This window comes from Magnetospirillum fulvum MGU-K5 (assembly GCF_000442515.1).
Lineage (GTDB): Bacteria > Pseudomonadota > Alphaproteobacteria > Rhodospirillales > Magnetospirillaceae > Phaeospirillum > Phaeospirillum fulvum_B.
This window is the reverse complement of the sequence record NZ_AQPH01000086.1, coordinates 1-14,289: the sequence shown is the minus strand read 5'-3', so window position 1 is coordinate 14,289 and position 14,289 is coordinate 1. Positions and strand designations below refer to the sequence as shown.

Here is a 14,289-nt window from a genome sequence, read left to right as displayed (position 1 = left end):
TCCATGTAACTGGTCAGGCTTCGCTGGATGCCCTGTATGTTGACTCGGAACAACTTTCCGAACGACGTTCTGGGCTGGGGAATCGTTATGGCCTGGATTCAACCAAACCGTGGATTTTCTGCGCTGTTCCCCATCTTGCCGAACACGGCATGTGTTCCTGGGACGAGCATATCGCCAATACTCGCGCCCTGTTTGCTGCCATGTCTGACACTGGTGCCGAGGTGCTGTTATCCCTGCATCCGAAATCCAGACCGGAAACCTACCGGGATGAAGCCGACATCGTCGGGGCGCATATCCTTGTCGAACCACTTCGAGATGTCCTGCCTTTAGCCGACATATTTGTCTCCACATATTCCAGTACTGTCCGCTGGGCCGCTATGCTGGGCATCGCCACGATCATTGCCGATTTCACCGGCTTGAACTACCGCATGTACGACCACCTGACATCACTGAGCGTGGTCAGAGACCAAGCAGACCTAAAGAAAGTTCTTACCTCACTGGTGCGAGATGACACCAGTCGAGGGGCTGTTGCAGCAGCCCTGCGAGAGGACGCATCCTTAATCGGAGTACTCGATGGCCAAGCATGCCGCCGCATTTATGCGATCGCTTTATCTCTATGCGGCCAAGTCCAAGAGTAAGCGCCTGCTCATGGCTACTGACTCTTGATCTTGACGGCTTTTGTCAGGTATGGGTTAGATTAGCACCTCTACAAGAGCCGTGCGTAAGGAAATCGAAAGTTGACAACCATCATCGCCGAGGTCGGTTCCGTTCACGACGGCAGCTTCGGAAACGCCCTTAAGCTCATCGACATGGCGGCCGAATGCGGCGCAGACGCTGTCAAATTTCAAACCCACATCGCCAGCGCCGAAACGCTGCGGAATGCGCCGATGCCGCCCTATTTCAAGGGCGAACCGCGCTTTGAATATTTCAATCGAACCGGCTTCCAACTGGAGCAGTGGAAGGCGCTTAAGGCCCACGCCGACAAAAGCGGACTGGAATTCCTGTCCTCGCCCTTTTCGGCCGAAGCCGTCGATCTTCTCGAGGAGATCGGCATCGGCCGCTACAAAATTCCGTCGGGCGAAGTGACCAATCTGCCGATGCTGGATCGCATCGGGCAGACCGGCAAGCCGGTGTTGCTGTCCTCGGGCATGAGCAGTTGGGCCGAGATGGACGCCGCGGTCGCCACCCTGCTGCGCCATCACGACAAGCTTTGCGTGATGCAATGCACCTCGGCCTATCCCTGTCCGAACGAAGCGGTCGGCCTTAACGTCCTCGCCGAGATGCGGCAGCGCTGGAACCTGCCGGTCGGGTATTCCGACCACACCCTCGACAACCATGCGATCTTTGCCGCCGTGGCGCTCGGGGCCACGGTGGTGGAAAAGCACATGACCTTCAGCCGTCGGATGTATGGCTCCGACGCCCCTCATTCGGCCGAGCCCGATCAGTTTATCGAACTGGTGAAGGGGGTTCGTGCCATTGACACCATGCTGGCGCACCCGCTCGACAAAAGCGATGTGACGCCGTTCCAGAGCATGAAGCAGATTTTTCAAAAAAGTGTGGTCAGCCTGTGCGACATTCCGTCTGGCACCGTCATTGAGCCCGCCATGGTTGGGATCAAGAAACCAGGTGATGGCATTCCGGCGGCCAAGTTGGGGGATGTGGTCGGAAGCCGCACCAACAAGATGATCCCCGCCGACTGCGTTCTCATGCCGGGTGACATCAGTTGGAAGCAATAGACAGCCGATCCAGACCCACTTTCAAACAAATCCGCGGCTGAGCTCTGAATGAGCGGGCGAATCATCTGATGTTGATTGCCGATTCGATGGCACGGCCTGAGGCGAAAGCTCTTTTGACGAGATCAAGATAATGAACAAGCGTAAAATTTGCATCGTTGTTGGCTCGCGAGCCAACTATAGCAGCATCAAATCTGTGATGCAGGCGGTCAAGGATCATCCCGACCTTGAACTGCAACTTGTCGTTGGCGCCTCGGCTATTCTGGATCGCTATGGCAATGTCGCCGATCTGATCGAGCGAGACGGCTTCAAGGCGGCGGCCCGCGTGTTCATGCTGGTCGAGGGAGAGACCCCGACGACAATGGCCAAATCGACCGGGCTGGGCCTGATCGAACTGCCGATGATTTTTGAGAGCCTTGCCCCCGATGTCGTTCTGACGGTCGGCGATCGCTTTGAAACGATGGCCACGACCCTGGCCGCCGCGTACATGAACATTCCGCTCGCCCACACCATGGGGGGTGAAGTCTCTGGCAACATTGACGAAAACATCCGTCATGCCATCAGCAAGTTCGCCAACATCCATTTCCCCGCGTGCGAAGACGCTCGCCAGCGCATCATCCGCATGGGCGAGAACCCGGATACCGTCCACAATACCGGCTGCCCGCGCATCGATCTCGTTGCCGAATACCTTAAAAGCGACCGATGCCTGGACGAGGCTCTGTTCGGCCAGGGCGTGGGCATCAAGTTCACCACCGATGAGGATTTCATCTTGGTGTCGCAACACCCGGTGACGGGCGAATATGGTTGCGGCGAAACCCAGATCGGAACCACGTTGCGTGCGGTGCGCGACACCGGCCTCCCCGCCATTGTGTTGTGGCCGAACGCCGATGCGGGCTCGGAAGACGTGGCCCGTGGCATTCGCAAATTCCGGGAACGCGACCCGGATGCGCCGTTTTACTACGTGAAGAACCTGCCGATCGAAGTGTATGTCCTGCTCATGGCCCGCACCCGCTGCCTGGTGGGCAATTCGTCAAGCGCCATTCGCGAAGGCGCGTTCATCGGCACACCCTCGGTCAATATCGGCACCCGCCAGACGGCGCGTCAGCATGGCCGCAACGTCATCAATTGCGACTATAATGCCACGGCGATTGCCGATGCGATTGCCGACCGGTTGGCTCTGCGCGGTCGCCTGCCGTCGGAGCCGATTTACGGTGACGGCAAGGCCGGTCCCCGCATCGCCCATTTGCTGGCGACAGAGCCCCTGACCACCGCCAAAATGATGACCTACTGATCGGTGGGACTGTCCGTGCGTACCATCTTTCTGATTCTTCCCTACGATATGTCTGTGCGCACGTTCCTGCGGGGAAATCTGCTGTCGATGTTGATCGACAGCAAAAGGGTGCGGCTGGTGATGGCCAGCCGCAGTCCCGATGATGTGATGGGAAGCGCGGCAACCTGGCGCTCGATCATTCGCCCGTTCCGGCGGCGTCGCTCGGTGCGGATGATGTGGTCAGACATTCGGTTTACCCTCGGCTTTCTGTTCCATCTGGCGCTGGTTTATCGCTTCAATGTCGTTCACGGGTTCCGCGGGTTCCTCGACCGGCTGAAACAGAGTCCAGCCAGTCGCCGCACCGCCTTCCGCGAGGGGCTGCCCGTTCTGCATCCCTTCGGCTTTCCATGGCCCCGCAGCGCAAGGCTTCTGACCTCTCTCCAGAAATTATATTGGATGGGCTGGACCCGGCACGTCGCGGTGGCAGAGGTGTTTGACGAGACCCGCCCCGATCTGGTGGTGCTGTTCCATTGCCAGAGCCCCTTCGTAACCCCCTATGCTCAAGAGGCCAGGAATCGGGGAATCCCGATGCTGGGGGTCAACGGATCGTGGGATCAGCCCACCACCAAGGGACCACTGGTCCCGGGTCTGGCCGAAATTGCGGTGCAAAGCGCGCAGGTTAAGAGCGAACTGACCGAGTATCATGGCATCGCTCCCGAGCGCATCCACGTCACCGGTTGGCCGCAAATGGACCTTTATGCCGATCCGAGCACGTTCGTGGCGCGCGATGTCTTCCTGTCGCGGCTCGGCTTACCGCCCCAAACCCGCTATGTGCTGATCGGGGCCTATTCCGAGCGTCTGGGGGCTCACGAACCGGCGATGTGCCTTGCTTTGGCCCAAGCCGCTGCGGCAGGCCTGTTCGGTCCGGACTGTGTCATCTATGTCCGCTGCCACCCGTTGGAACTGGAGTGGGAGGAACGCTTTCGGGATTTGCGCGACCTCCCGCACGTGGTGGTGGAGCCGCCCCGGCTTGGCGACCTCCAACACCTTGCCAATTTGATCCGTCACGCGGGCTGTGTTGTCGCATCGGCGGGAACGATCAATCTCGATGCCGTCGCCTTGGACACGCCCAGCGTTGCGGTGGCCTTCGAGGACGAGAGCCTTCCCTTCTACGACCGGCCGTCCCGTCGCTACGACATGGAGCATATCGTTTCCGTGCTCAATGCGGGCGGACTGCGCATTGCCCGGTCACAACAGGACCTACATGACGCGGTTGCCGCCTATCTGGCAGACACGACATGCGACGCGGAAGGCCGCCGAAGCTTGCGGGAGCGGCACCTGGAGCCGCTCGATGGCGGGGCGTCGCGTCGCCTTGCCGACTTCATCTTGAAGAATGTGACGTGATGAAAGTCTTAGGGATCATTCCGGCGCGGGGCGGCTCCAAAGGAATCCCGCGCAAGAACATTGCCGATCTGGGCGGCAAGCCCCTGATCGCCTGGACCATCGCCGCGGCCCGGTCGGCAATCGGGCTCGATCGGGTGATCGTCTCGACCGACGATCCCGAGATTGCGGCAACGGCCCGCCAGCAGGGGGCAGAGGTGCCGTTCCTGCGCCCGCCGGAATTGGCGGGAGATGCTGCCGCTGCCCTGCCCGTGATTCGTCATGCTCTGGAATGGGCTCAGACAGAGGCAGCCCTACATTATGATGCGATCGCCTACCTGCAACCGACCTCTCCGTTTCGGACGGCCGCCGACATCGATCAGGCGATTGAGGCGTTAACGGAGGCTGACACCGTGGTCAGTGTCGTCGCGGTGCCCCACAACATGCTTCCCGCGTCCTTGATGGAAATGGACGAGGGTCAGCACCTCCACTTCACTGTACCGCCGGAACAACGGGCTTTTCGCCGTCAGGACAAGGCCAGCCGCCTGTTCGCCCGGAATGGACCGGCCATTCTTGCCGTTCGGAGCGAGGTTATTATGGCCGGAAACTTGTACGGCACGCGCATCCGCCCGCTTGTGATGCCGACAAAACGATCCCTCGACATTGATGGTCCCGACGATTTGGAGATGGCCCGTGCCATGCTCCAGTTGAAAATTGTATAAGTAAGCGGTGCCCCCGTTGGGATAGGATCGCGGTGGGGTGGCGCTCGTGCGCCGGATTAGAGACAGGATGAAACCAAAAATGCCCCTCCCCACACTGGACCCCAACGCCTGATGTGCGGCATCGGCGGGATTGTCACCGCTCGCACAGCGGGGCTGGACCCGGCATGGCTGGGAGCGATCGAGGCGGCGATGCGTCATCGCGGCCCCGACGGGGTTGGTTTCCTGGGATGGCGGCGGGAGGAGCCGGACCGGCTGGCGGCGGGGCCGCTCGAGGCCTGTGCCGGTGCTGCGATCGGCCTAACCCACCGGCGGCTGGCGATCATCGACCCCAGCGCAGCCGGGGCGCAGCCGATGGTGTCGCCCTGTGGCCGCCACGCGATCGTCTTCAACGGCGAGGTCTATAACTTCGTCGAGCTCCGGCAACGCCTGGAAAAGCTGGGCCATCGCTTTCGCGGTCATTCCGATACCGAAGTGGTGCTGGCCGCGCTGATCGAATGGGGCCCCGAGGCCGCTCTTTCCCAATTTACCGGGATGTTCGCCCTGGCCTGGCTCGATCTTGATCGGCAGCGGCTGGTGCTCGCCCGCGATCCGTTCGGGATCAAGCCGCTCTATCTCGCCCGCTGGAACGGCCATCTCGCCTTTGCCTCGGAACTACCCTCGCTGCTGGCCTTGCCCGGCCTGTCGCGCCAGCCCGATCGCGGCATGATTTCCGACTATCTGGTTCATGGCCGGACCGACCGGGGCCGCCGCACCTTCTTTGCCGGGCTGGAACGGTTCCCCCCGGCCATTGGCTTGAAGTCGATCTGGCAGGCCAAGCCAAGGACGAGTCGGCCCCATATATCTCGATCACGCCGTCGACCCGGCTTGATCTGTCCTTTGACGAGGCCGCCGCCCATCTGCGCGATCTGTTCTTCAACTCCGTCACCCTACATCTGCGCAGCGACGTCCCGGTCGGGGTCACCCTGTCGGGCGGGATTGATTCCTCGGCCATCGTGATGGCGATGCGGGCCGTCGGCGGCGACCGGGTTGACCTGCACGGGTTTGGCTATCGCGCCGAGACGGCGGCGTTGGACGAAGGGCGCTGGATGAGCCTTGCCGCTGAACGGGCCGGGGCAATCCTCCACACCACCACCCCGCACGGAACGAACCTCGCCGCCGATCTGGCCGCCCTGGTGGTCCAGCAGGCCGAGCCGTTCCCCACCACCAGCATCTACGCCCAATCCTGCGTCTATCGGCTGGCGCGCGAGACCGGGATCAAGGTCACCCTCGATGGCCAGGGCGCCGACGAACTGTTTGCCGGCTATCCCACCTATATCGGGGCGCGGTTGGCCTCGGCCCTGTGCGCCGGAGAGGTTGGCGCGGCGCTCTCGCTCCTGAAAGCGGGCGGGCTGCGGGCCGGAGCGCGGGCCCTGCCCCTGATGCTCCCGTCAGGGATGCGCGATCTGCTGCTGCGCGCGGCGGGCAAGGGGGAGACGCCCGCGTGGCTTGTTCCTGAATGGGCCAGAGACGAGCCCGGCTTGTCCGTGCCGCGCTACCGCCGCCGCGACCGCTTTCACGACCGGCTGGAACAAACCCTGTTCGACCTCAGCCTGCCCGCGCTGCTGCGGTTCTGCGACCATAATTCGATGGCGCATTCGGTCGAAAGCCGCCTGCCCTTCCTGACCCCGGAGGTGGCCCGCTTTGCCCTATCGCTCCCAGCCGCGTATCTGGTCGATCGTGACGCCACCACCAAATCGGTGTTCCGCCGGGCGATGCGCGGCCTTGTCCCCGACCCGATCCTCGACCGCCGCGACAAGATCGGATTCGTGACGCCGGAAGGCGTGTGGTTGGAGCAGATGGGGGCAGAGCTTGTCGAACTGGCTGCCGGTGCCCTGCCGATGCTTAAGCCCACCCAGGTCCGCGCCGCCTGCGACCGCGCCCAGACCGGTGACGCCCCGCGTGACGGAAGAGTCTGGCGCTGGCTCAATCTGCTGCTATGGTCTCGCTCGTTCGACGTTCGTTTATGATAGCCACTCCTTTCAGGCTGTAGGCTCACATGTGAGAGCCAAAATCGAAGAAGAACCTAACCGATGCGTATCCTGATCATTTCGGCCTTTTTTCCGCCAACCAATGCCATCGGTGCCTTGCGCGTCGGCAAATTCGCTGAATTCCTGGCGTCCCAAGGCCATGATGTCCGTGTGGTCAGCGCCATCCAGGACAGCATCCCCGATACGCTGGAAACCTCCATCCCTGCGGATTTGGTGCGTCGGGTGCGGTGGTTTGACGTCAACACCCTGGCGGCTCGCCTATTTGGCCGAAAACTGACCGCCTATCGCCAGGGCACCGGATCGTCCTCGTCGCTATTGACCTATCTGGGCGAGCTCTGGCGCTCCTGCGCCAACATCCCCGACAATCATTTCGGCTGGTATCTCCCCGCCCGCAAGGCGGCAAACAAGATTATCCGCTCCTGGCGGCCCGATCTGATTTTCGCCAGCGCCAGCCCAGTAACCGGCCTAATCGTCGCCCATTCACTATCGCGGCAGCACGGGATTCCCTGGGTAGCGGAACTGCGCGACCTGTGGACCGACAACCATTATTACGCCTTCCCGCTGTGGCGGCGGAAAATCGATCAGGTCCTGGAGAAGCGGGTGCTGGGCTCGGCCTCCCTACTGGTGACGGTGTCACAGCCTTTGGCCGACATCATCGGCACCAAAACCGGCAAGCCGACAATGGTGGTGACCAACGGTTTCGACCCGGCCGATTTCCCCACCGACGTCGAACCGCCCAACGACAACTATCTGACGATCCGCCACATGGGGACCATTTATCCCGGTCGTCGCGACCCGACCCCGCTGTTCCAAGCTTTGAAACTATTGGGACCGCTGGCGGATCGGGTGCGAATCTCCTTCCATGGCCGTCTTCAGCCCGGACTGGGCCAGATCATCCAGGACATGGATGTCTGCCATTCGGTGGAGATGCTGCCAGAGGTTTCCTATCGCGACTCACTCCGATTGCAGAAAAATTCTGACGTACTTTTGCTTTTGCTGTGGAATGCGCCAGCTGAATACGGCGTCTTTACCGGAAAGCTGTTCGAGTACATTGGAGCACGGCGGCCGATTCTGTGCCTGGGCCTCGAACGGGGGGTTGCCCCCGATCTGATCCGCGAGCGACAGGTGGGATGTGTCGCCACCGATGCCGAAGCGATCGCGGCACAATTGCGGATCTGGATCGAAACCAAGGATCGGCTGGGCCGCATTCCCGCCCCCCCCGATGTCCAATTACAGGGGCTGCATCGCAGCGACCAATTCGCCAAACTAGAAAAAGAATTCAGTATCATTTCTACCTAACATTAATTTCGGCTTACCCCCACTCCTCCCTGGGGCATGAAGCCGAGGCAGTCGAGAAAGACAGCATGAGAACAGAGTCTTCCGTCAGTTCCTCGTTCAGCCCGCTCGTCAGCGTTGTCATCACCGCTTTTAACCGAGCAGACACCATTGAACGGGCAATCGAGAGCGTCACCGCGCAAACGATCACCGATCTCGAAATCCTGGTTGTCGATGACGCCTCGACCGATGCGACCTGTGCGGTTGTCGAAGCGATGAGTGACCCACGTATTCGCCTGGTGCGAAATCCTACCAACCGCGGAATCGGCGGGGCCAAGAACATCGGGATTCACCAGGCCCGGGGACAGTACGTCGCGTTCCTTGATTCCGACGACACCTGGCTTCCGGAAAAGCTCGCTCTTCAGGTCCAGACTCTTCAGGCCTCTGGTGCGGATGCTCCCCTTTGCTTCTCGGCCTTCTGGGTGCATCGCGCCGATGGCGGAAAAACGGTCCTGAGACAACCCCGGAAAATCGGGTCGTGGCGCATGTCAATCTTGATGGGAGAGACATTCAGTCTCGGATCAACCCTATTGGTCCGTCGGGCGATCTTTGACGAGATTGGGGTGTTCAACGAGAACCTGACCCGACTCCAAGACCGTGACTGGACCCTGCGTTATCTTGACCACTACCCTGAGTTCATTTCCCTCGACCAACCCTTGGCCCGCATCCACAACAGTGGTTGGCCAAAAGCGGAAACCGTCCAAGCCTCGACCCGCGCCTTGCTGGAAGCCAACCGCGAGCGCATCATCCGCTGGGATCACAGCGCATATCGCTTGTTCGACGCCAGCTTGGGGTTCGAGGTCGCGGTTGCCCACTATCGGTCCGGTCGTCTGATGCACGGACTGAGGGGCATTGTCAGCATCTTGCTACGCGAGCCCCGGATGGTTGGCTATCTGGGGCAAAGATTCTGGCGCAAGATTAAGGAAGGCGATCTCGACTGACCGTCTTGCCGCTCGCGCCAAAGACAGGATCGCCTTGAAGCCCAGGGCTCTTCCCTGTCCCGGCTCGCTCTGACCAGAGGCGACGATTTCGATACTCGCGTGGAGTGCCCTTCCAAATGTGTGGATTGATTGGACTCTGGGACCGTCGCCTGCCCACTGCGGAGCATTTGCAGACGACGGCCCAAGCCATGGCCGACAGCCTGATCCGTCGCGGCCCGGATGGCGAGGGGATCTGGATTCAGCCCAACGCAGGACTGGCTTTGGGGCATCGCCGTCTTGCCGTCGTCGACTTGACCGAGGCCGGACAGCAGCCGATGACGAGTGCCTGCGGTCGTTATGTCATCGTTTATAATGGCGAGATTTTTAACGCCCCCGACGTCGCGGCCGACCTTCAGTCCTTAGGCATCCGCTTTCGCGGCCATTCCGACACCGAAGTCCTGCTTGAGGCTTGTGCCGCCTGGGGAGTCGAAGCGGCGGTATCACGCTTTATTGGCATGTTCGCGTTTGCCCTGTGGGATTGTCGCAACCAGACACTTTCCCTTGTGCGCGACCGCATGGGGGTAAAACCGCTTTATTGGGGAATGTTCGGAGACTTATTTCTGTTTGGCTCCGAGCTAAAGGCGTTGCGCGCCCATCCCGGCTGGGAGCCACGCATCGATCGCTCTGCCGTGTCGGCCTATTTGCGCTTTGCTTATGTGCCCTGCCCTCTGTCGATCTATCAGGGCGTCTCCAAGCTTCCTCCCGCTCACATCCTGACGCTCGGTCAGGACGGCGTCCCCCGGCTCTCCTGCTATTGGGATTCGCGCAATGTTGCCCAGAGCGGCCAGTCGCGGTTAGACCCCCGCCCGTTCGAGGAGACCGCCCAGAGCCTCGACAGCCTTTTGAGGGATGCGGTGGGGCGGAGAATGGTCGCCGACGTTCCTCTCGGGGCGTTTCTCTCCGGGGGCGTCGATTCATCTCTGGTTGTTGCGTTGATGCAGGCGCAAAGCAATCGCTCCATCCAAACCTTTTCAATCGGCTTTCACGAGGCTCGTTTCAATGAAGCCGATCATGCCCGCGCCGTTGCCGCTCATCTGGGCACCGACCATACCGAATTGATCGTCGAACCCCGGGATGCCTGGGCGGTTCTTCCCGATCTGGCGGAATGGTTTGATGAGCCGTTTGCCGATTCCTCGCAAATTCCGACATATCTGGTGTCGGCCCTGGCCCGGCAGAGTGTCACCGTCGCCCTGTCAGGCGACGGGGGTGACGAATTGTTTGCCGGGTACACCCGGTATCGCGGCATCGAGCGATTATGGCGCAGCGTGGGACGTTGGCCGCATCCTCTCCGTCACGCCACCTCGGGTGCCGCACGGCTGCTGTCACCCACCGCCTGGGATGCGGTTCTCCGCCCTCTGCCCCGCCGGTTCAAACGTCCACAACTGGGCGACAAAATTCATAAAGCAGTTGCGGTTCTCGACCAGCAAACGCCGCAGGCGATGTACCGCCAGATCATCTCGTATTGGTCGCCGCCGGAGTTGGCGATGCCGGGTTTTGCCGAGCCTCTCGGCCTGATGGACGACCCCACGTTACAGGACCTGTTGCCCGACACGGTTGCCCGCCTTCAATATATCGACATGTCGACCTACCTGCCCGACGATATCCTGACCAAGGTTGACCGGGCCAGCATGGCGATCAGCCTGGAAACGCGGGTGCCGCTGCTCGATCATCGTCTGGTCGAATTCGCCTGGACCTTGCCTCCGGAGATGAAGATCGCAGAGGGACAAGGCAAAGCCATCTTGCGCCGCGTGCTCGACAATTATGTTCCGCGTGACCTGATCGAACGCCCCAAAATGGGATTTGGTATTCCGATCGATGAATGGCTGCGCGGTCCGTTGCGCGACTGGGCGGACAATCTCCTGGAGGAACAGACATTGTCGCAAGACGGGCTGTTTGATGCCAAGGTAGTTCGCGACCGTTGGCATGAACACCTGTCAGGAAGTCGCAATTGGCACTATTCGCTGTGGGCCATTCTGATGTTTCAATCTTGGAAGGCGCGGTGGCTGCCGCAATAAGCGCGGATCACTCCCTCGCGTATTGGGCCATGCTGGTTTCCGACAAACGGACACCGTCCGGGTAAGTGCACCGCACCGCCCATGCAAGTCCCAATAGGAACCACAGGTAGCGTTGATAGAGCAGTTCGATGCCAACCGAAGCGATCGCGGCAACGGCGAGTGTCGCCAGGATCGCCGTGACAACGGCGGCGCTTTGCGGATCGGAATGGTCGCGAATCAGCAAGAGCGCCCGGGCACAATAAAGAAAAAGCAAGAGAAAATTAAAAAACCGACAATACCCGTTTCAACAAGCAACCACAGAGCACTGGTGTGAATGGTTGACGGCTCATCGACACGTGCCATCTTTTGCTGCAACAGAAATGCTCCCAATCCAGCTCCCATGATTGGAGTTGATGACCACAATTCAAGCGCCTGCTGTGTCAGACGTACGCGGTGATTTACGCTAGAATCCTTTCGCAGGATATGGTCATCCTGTAAATAAATTAATCGAGGTGTTACGCCAAGTTCGGAAGCAGGAACCGGCAGCTGAATATAGAGAGGAGACAGACACAGCGCCGTCAAGGCGATGACGGCAGAAAGCTGACGCAGATTGACGCTTTTCAGCCACATCAACAGGGCCAGTCCCCCGACTACCCCCAGCCACGCGCTCCGCGAGCCGCTCAACAGCAGGGCCACGGCCAGCAACACCATTCCGAACAGATGCCAGCGCCGGGAGAACAACATTCCTTTCGCGGAAAACGCGGTTTCAATGATCAGAATCACCGCGACGAAGCAGCCATAAGCGTTGGGATTCTCGAAAAACCCAACAGCTCTGGTCATAGGGTCGGAGGGCCAGGACAATCCAATCGCGTACGAGAAACAACACACAAAAGAATAAAATGAGACAATCCACCCACCAATCATCAGCACTTGAAAGAAAATATCGACCTGACGCCGCCCTGCCTGACAAGTCAGGGTATATCCCGCGACCAAGTACCCGATTAACCAGATAAAACCGATTAACTTATTGATCAATCCCCACGATTCGAGATGACCGGTCCTTAAATAGCCGATAACGAGCGACACACCCAACCACGCCGTCAGACCAAATAACCAAAAAGCAAGGTGACGCAAAGGACGGGATGGCAACACCCGTCCCTCCCTCCACCAGAGAAAGAATGAAAAAAGCAAGGAGAGGGGGAGAATCAGATCGGACGCCGCCACCCGCACGTAATTACCGTGCAGCATCGGCGTGAAGGTCGACTGAAGGCCTACCGCGAAAAGGATCAGGAAGACAGTCGGGGCCCCCACCCAGATCGATCCCATCGCACCACTGCTATCAACCGAGCGGAACCGACCCATCATATCCGAACGCCCTATACTGAATACGTCATGCAGGAGGATATAGCCCCAGCCCTGGAACAGGAATAGTATTTCTTATCAAATCTTTATCCGGCTTGGTTCATCTGCCATTTCCTCCATCGTCTCTTATTGCCTCGACAAAATCTCGCGGTAAAGTCCCTGCATCTGCGTCGCGATCACCGCATTGGAAAAGCGCTGCTCGACCCCGGCGCGGGCGTTTTGCCCCATCCGCCGCCGGGCCTCGCCGTCCTTGGTCAGGGCCAGGATCGCTGCGGCCAGGGCGGCCCCATCCTGGAGTGGCACCAGCAATCCGGTCTCGCCCGACTGGACGACGTCTCGGCATCCGGGCACGTCGGTCGCGATCATCGGACGGCCACAAGCGGCGGCTTCCAGCAGACTCTTCGGCAATCCCTCGCGATAGGATGGCAACAACGCGATATGCGCCTGCCGCCACACCTCGGCGACGTCGTTGGACACCCCCCACCATTCAACCACACCCTCGGCCTGCCAGCGGCGTAAATCCTCTTCGCTGAAACTCTCGGGGTTGGTGGTGTCCGGGGCACCGACCAACACGATCCGCACCGGTGCCCCTTGCCGTTTCAGCAGGCGGGCAGCCTCGACGATATCCAGGACGCCTTTGGGACGCAACATCCGACCGACATAGGCCGCAATCACCGGGCCTTCGGGTTCAGGCGTGGGGTGAAAGGCCGCGATATCGACCCCCGACCCGGCGATCAGATGCGCCCGGTCACCCGGCACGATACCCGCGCCAAGAAAAAAATCCTGATCGTCACTGTTCTGGAACACCAGATCGCTGCGGCGATACGCCAACGCCCAGCGCAACACCCGGGTCACCACGGCGCGAAGCACCCTGACCTTGCGGCTTTGCGCGGTGAACACCAGCCCCAACCCGGTCATCGTGGCGAGCGAGCACCTTACCCCGGCCAGGATCGCGGCCAGAGACCCGAACAGGGTCGGAACCAGGGCGATATGGTGAATGATGTCAGGCTTTTCCCGCCGATAGACCGCCGCCAGGGCCAGGATAGCGGTCAGGGGACCGAACGGCATTCTCATCGTGCGAAGCGACGGGATTGGAACGACGCGGAAACCTTCACGAGCAATCTCCTCGGCGTGCTTGTCGACATGGGTCGCAACGACCACCTCAAACCCCATATCGCGGGCTGCGCGGGCGGTGGGCAGACGATGCGAACAGAAATACCAATCTTCCGTCACGACATAGAGTATCCGCAGCCTGCTGCCTGAGGACGGGCCGAGGCGATCCGTCCAGACATCGGCGGCATGATTTTCGTTTTCCGCCGACGATCCCCCTCCCCGAACAGCCACGTTCACACCCCCCGCTTCCGATGGTTTTGCCGGATTTTATCATGAAGCCGGTTGCAACGGTAATCCCCCCTGGAAATAAGTATCCGGCCGGTTAGTACTACAGCTGCATATTATTCCGTATTTTTCTGTGGCAGATGGCGGC

At 60.3% G+C, this 14,289-nt stretch carries 13 protein-coding genes; 10 read left to right on the top strand and 3 right to left on the bottom strand.

The genetic code is table 11. The annotated features are described in order from the left end of the window. The 10 genes from K678_RS19180 to asnB form a co-directional block, all read left to right on the top strand. Positions 1 to 638 (top strand): hypothetical protein (locus tag K678_RS19180; RefSeq protein ID WP_196802598.1); only part of this gene is annotated, 638 nt, incomplete at its 5' end. 99 nt (positions 639 to 737) lie between these two features. Continuing rightward, positions 738 to 1,736 (top strand): N-acetylneuraminate synthase family protein, encoded by a 999-nt coding sequence (locus K678_RS15555; protein WP_021133430.1) that lies wholly within the window; start codon positions 738 to 740, stop codon positions 1,734 to 1,736. Between the two features lie 130 nt (positions 1,737 to 1,866). Then, the gene (neuC, locus tag K678_RS15550; protein ID WP_021133429.1) at positions 1,867 to 3,024 is read left to right on the top strand and encodes a UDP-N-acetylglucosamine 2-epimerase; all 1,158 of its coding nucleotides are present in this window, start codon (positions 1,867 to 1,869) and stop codon (positions 3,022 to 3,024) included. Between the two features lie 15 nt (positions 3,025 to 3,039). After that, on the top strand, positions 3,040 to 4,407 hold the full coding sequence (locus K678_RS15545) for a CDP-glycerol glycerophosphotransferase family protein (protein ID WP_039853499.1): 1,368 nt from the start codon (positions 3,040 to 3,042) through the stop codon (positions 4,405 to 4,407). After that, on the top strand, positions 4,407 to 5,105 hold the full coding sequence (locus tag K678_RS15540) for an acylneuraminate cytidylyltransferase family protein (RefSeq protein WP_021133427.1): 699 nt from the start codon (positions 4,407 to 4,409) through the stop codon (positions 5,103 to 5,105). The genes K678_RS15545 and K678_RS15540 overlap by 1 nt, the downstream gene beginning before the upstream one ends. Before the next feature lie 111 nt (positions 5,106 to 5,216). After that, the gene (locus tag K678_RS17980; RefSeq protein WP_051185960.1) at positions 5,217 to 6,101 is read left to right on the top strand and encodes an asparagine synthetase B family protein; all 885 of its coding nucleotides are present in this window, start codon (positions 5,217 to 5,219) and stop codon (positions 6,099 to 6,101) included. Beyond that, positions 6,002 to 7,111, top strand: coding sequence for an asparagine synthetase B family protein (locus tag K678_RS17975; protein WP_331270963.1), 1,110 nt, complete (start codon positions 6,002 to 6,004; stop codon positions 7,109 to 7,111). Before K678_RS17980 ends, K678_RS17975 begins: the two co-directional genes overlap by 100 nt. Positions 7,112 to 7,174: 63 nt before the next feature. Then, positions 7,175 to 8,431 (top strand): glycosyltransferase, encoded by a 1,257-nt coding sequence (locus tag K678_RS15530; protein WP_021133426.1) that lies wholly within the window; start codon positions 7,175 to 7,177, stop codon positions 8,429 to 8,431. Positions 8,432 to 8,496: 65 nt separating this feature from the next. Continuing rightward, complete coding sequence (locus K678_RS15525) at positions 8,497 to 9,408, top strand: glycosyltransferase family 2 protein (RefSeq protein WP_021133425.1); 912 nt, start codon at positions 8,497 to 8,499, stop codon at positions 9,406 to 9,408. A gap of 116 nt (positions 9,409 to 9,524) precedes the next feature. Then, a complete protein-coding gene (asnB, locus tag K678_RS15520) occupies positions 9,525 to 11,462 on the top strand; it encodes an asparagine synthase (glutamine-hydrolyzing) (protein WP_039853496.1) in 1,938 nt (645 codons plus the stop codon). A gap of 7 nt (positions 11,463 to 11,469) precedes the next feature. On the opposite strand, the gene K678_RS15515 is transcribed toward asnB, so the two are convergent. The 3 genes from K678_RS15515 to K678_RS15505 form a co-directional block, all read right to left on the bottom strand. Beyond that, on the bottom strand, positions 11,470 to 11,685 hold the full coding sequence (locus K678_RS15515; protein WP_021133423.1) for a hypothetical protein: 216 nt from the start codon (positions 11,683 to 11,685) through the stop codon (positions 11,470 to 11,472). Further along, positions 11,679 to 12,806: an O-antigen ligase family protein gene (locus K678_RS15510; protein ID WP_021133422.1), complete on the bottom strand. Its 1,128-nt coding sequence runs from the start codon at positions 12,804 to 12,806 to the stop codon at positions 11,679 to 11,681. Before K678_RS15510 ends, K678_RS15515 begins: the two co-directional genes overlap by 7 nt. 123 nt (positions 12,807 to 12,929) lie before the next feature. Next, positions 12,930 to 14,048, bottom strand: coding sequence for a glycosyltransferase family 4 protein (locus K678_RS15505; RefSeq protein ID WP_269210530.1), 1,119 nt, complete (start codon positions 14,046 to 14,048; stop codon positions 12,930 to 12,932). Between the last annotated feature and the right edge of the window lie 241 nt (positions 14,049 to 14,289).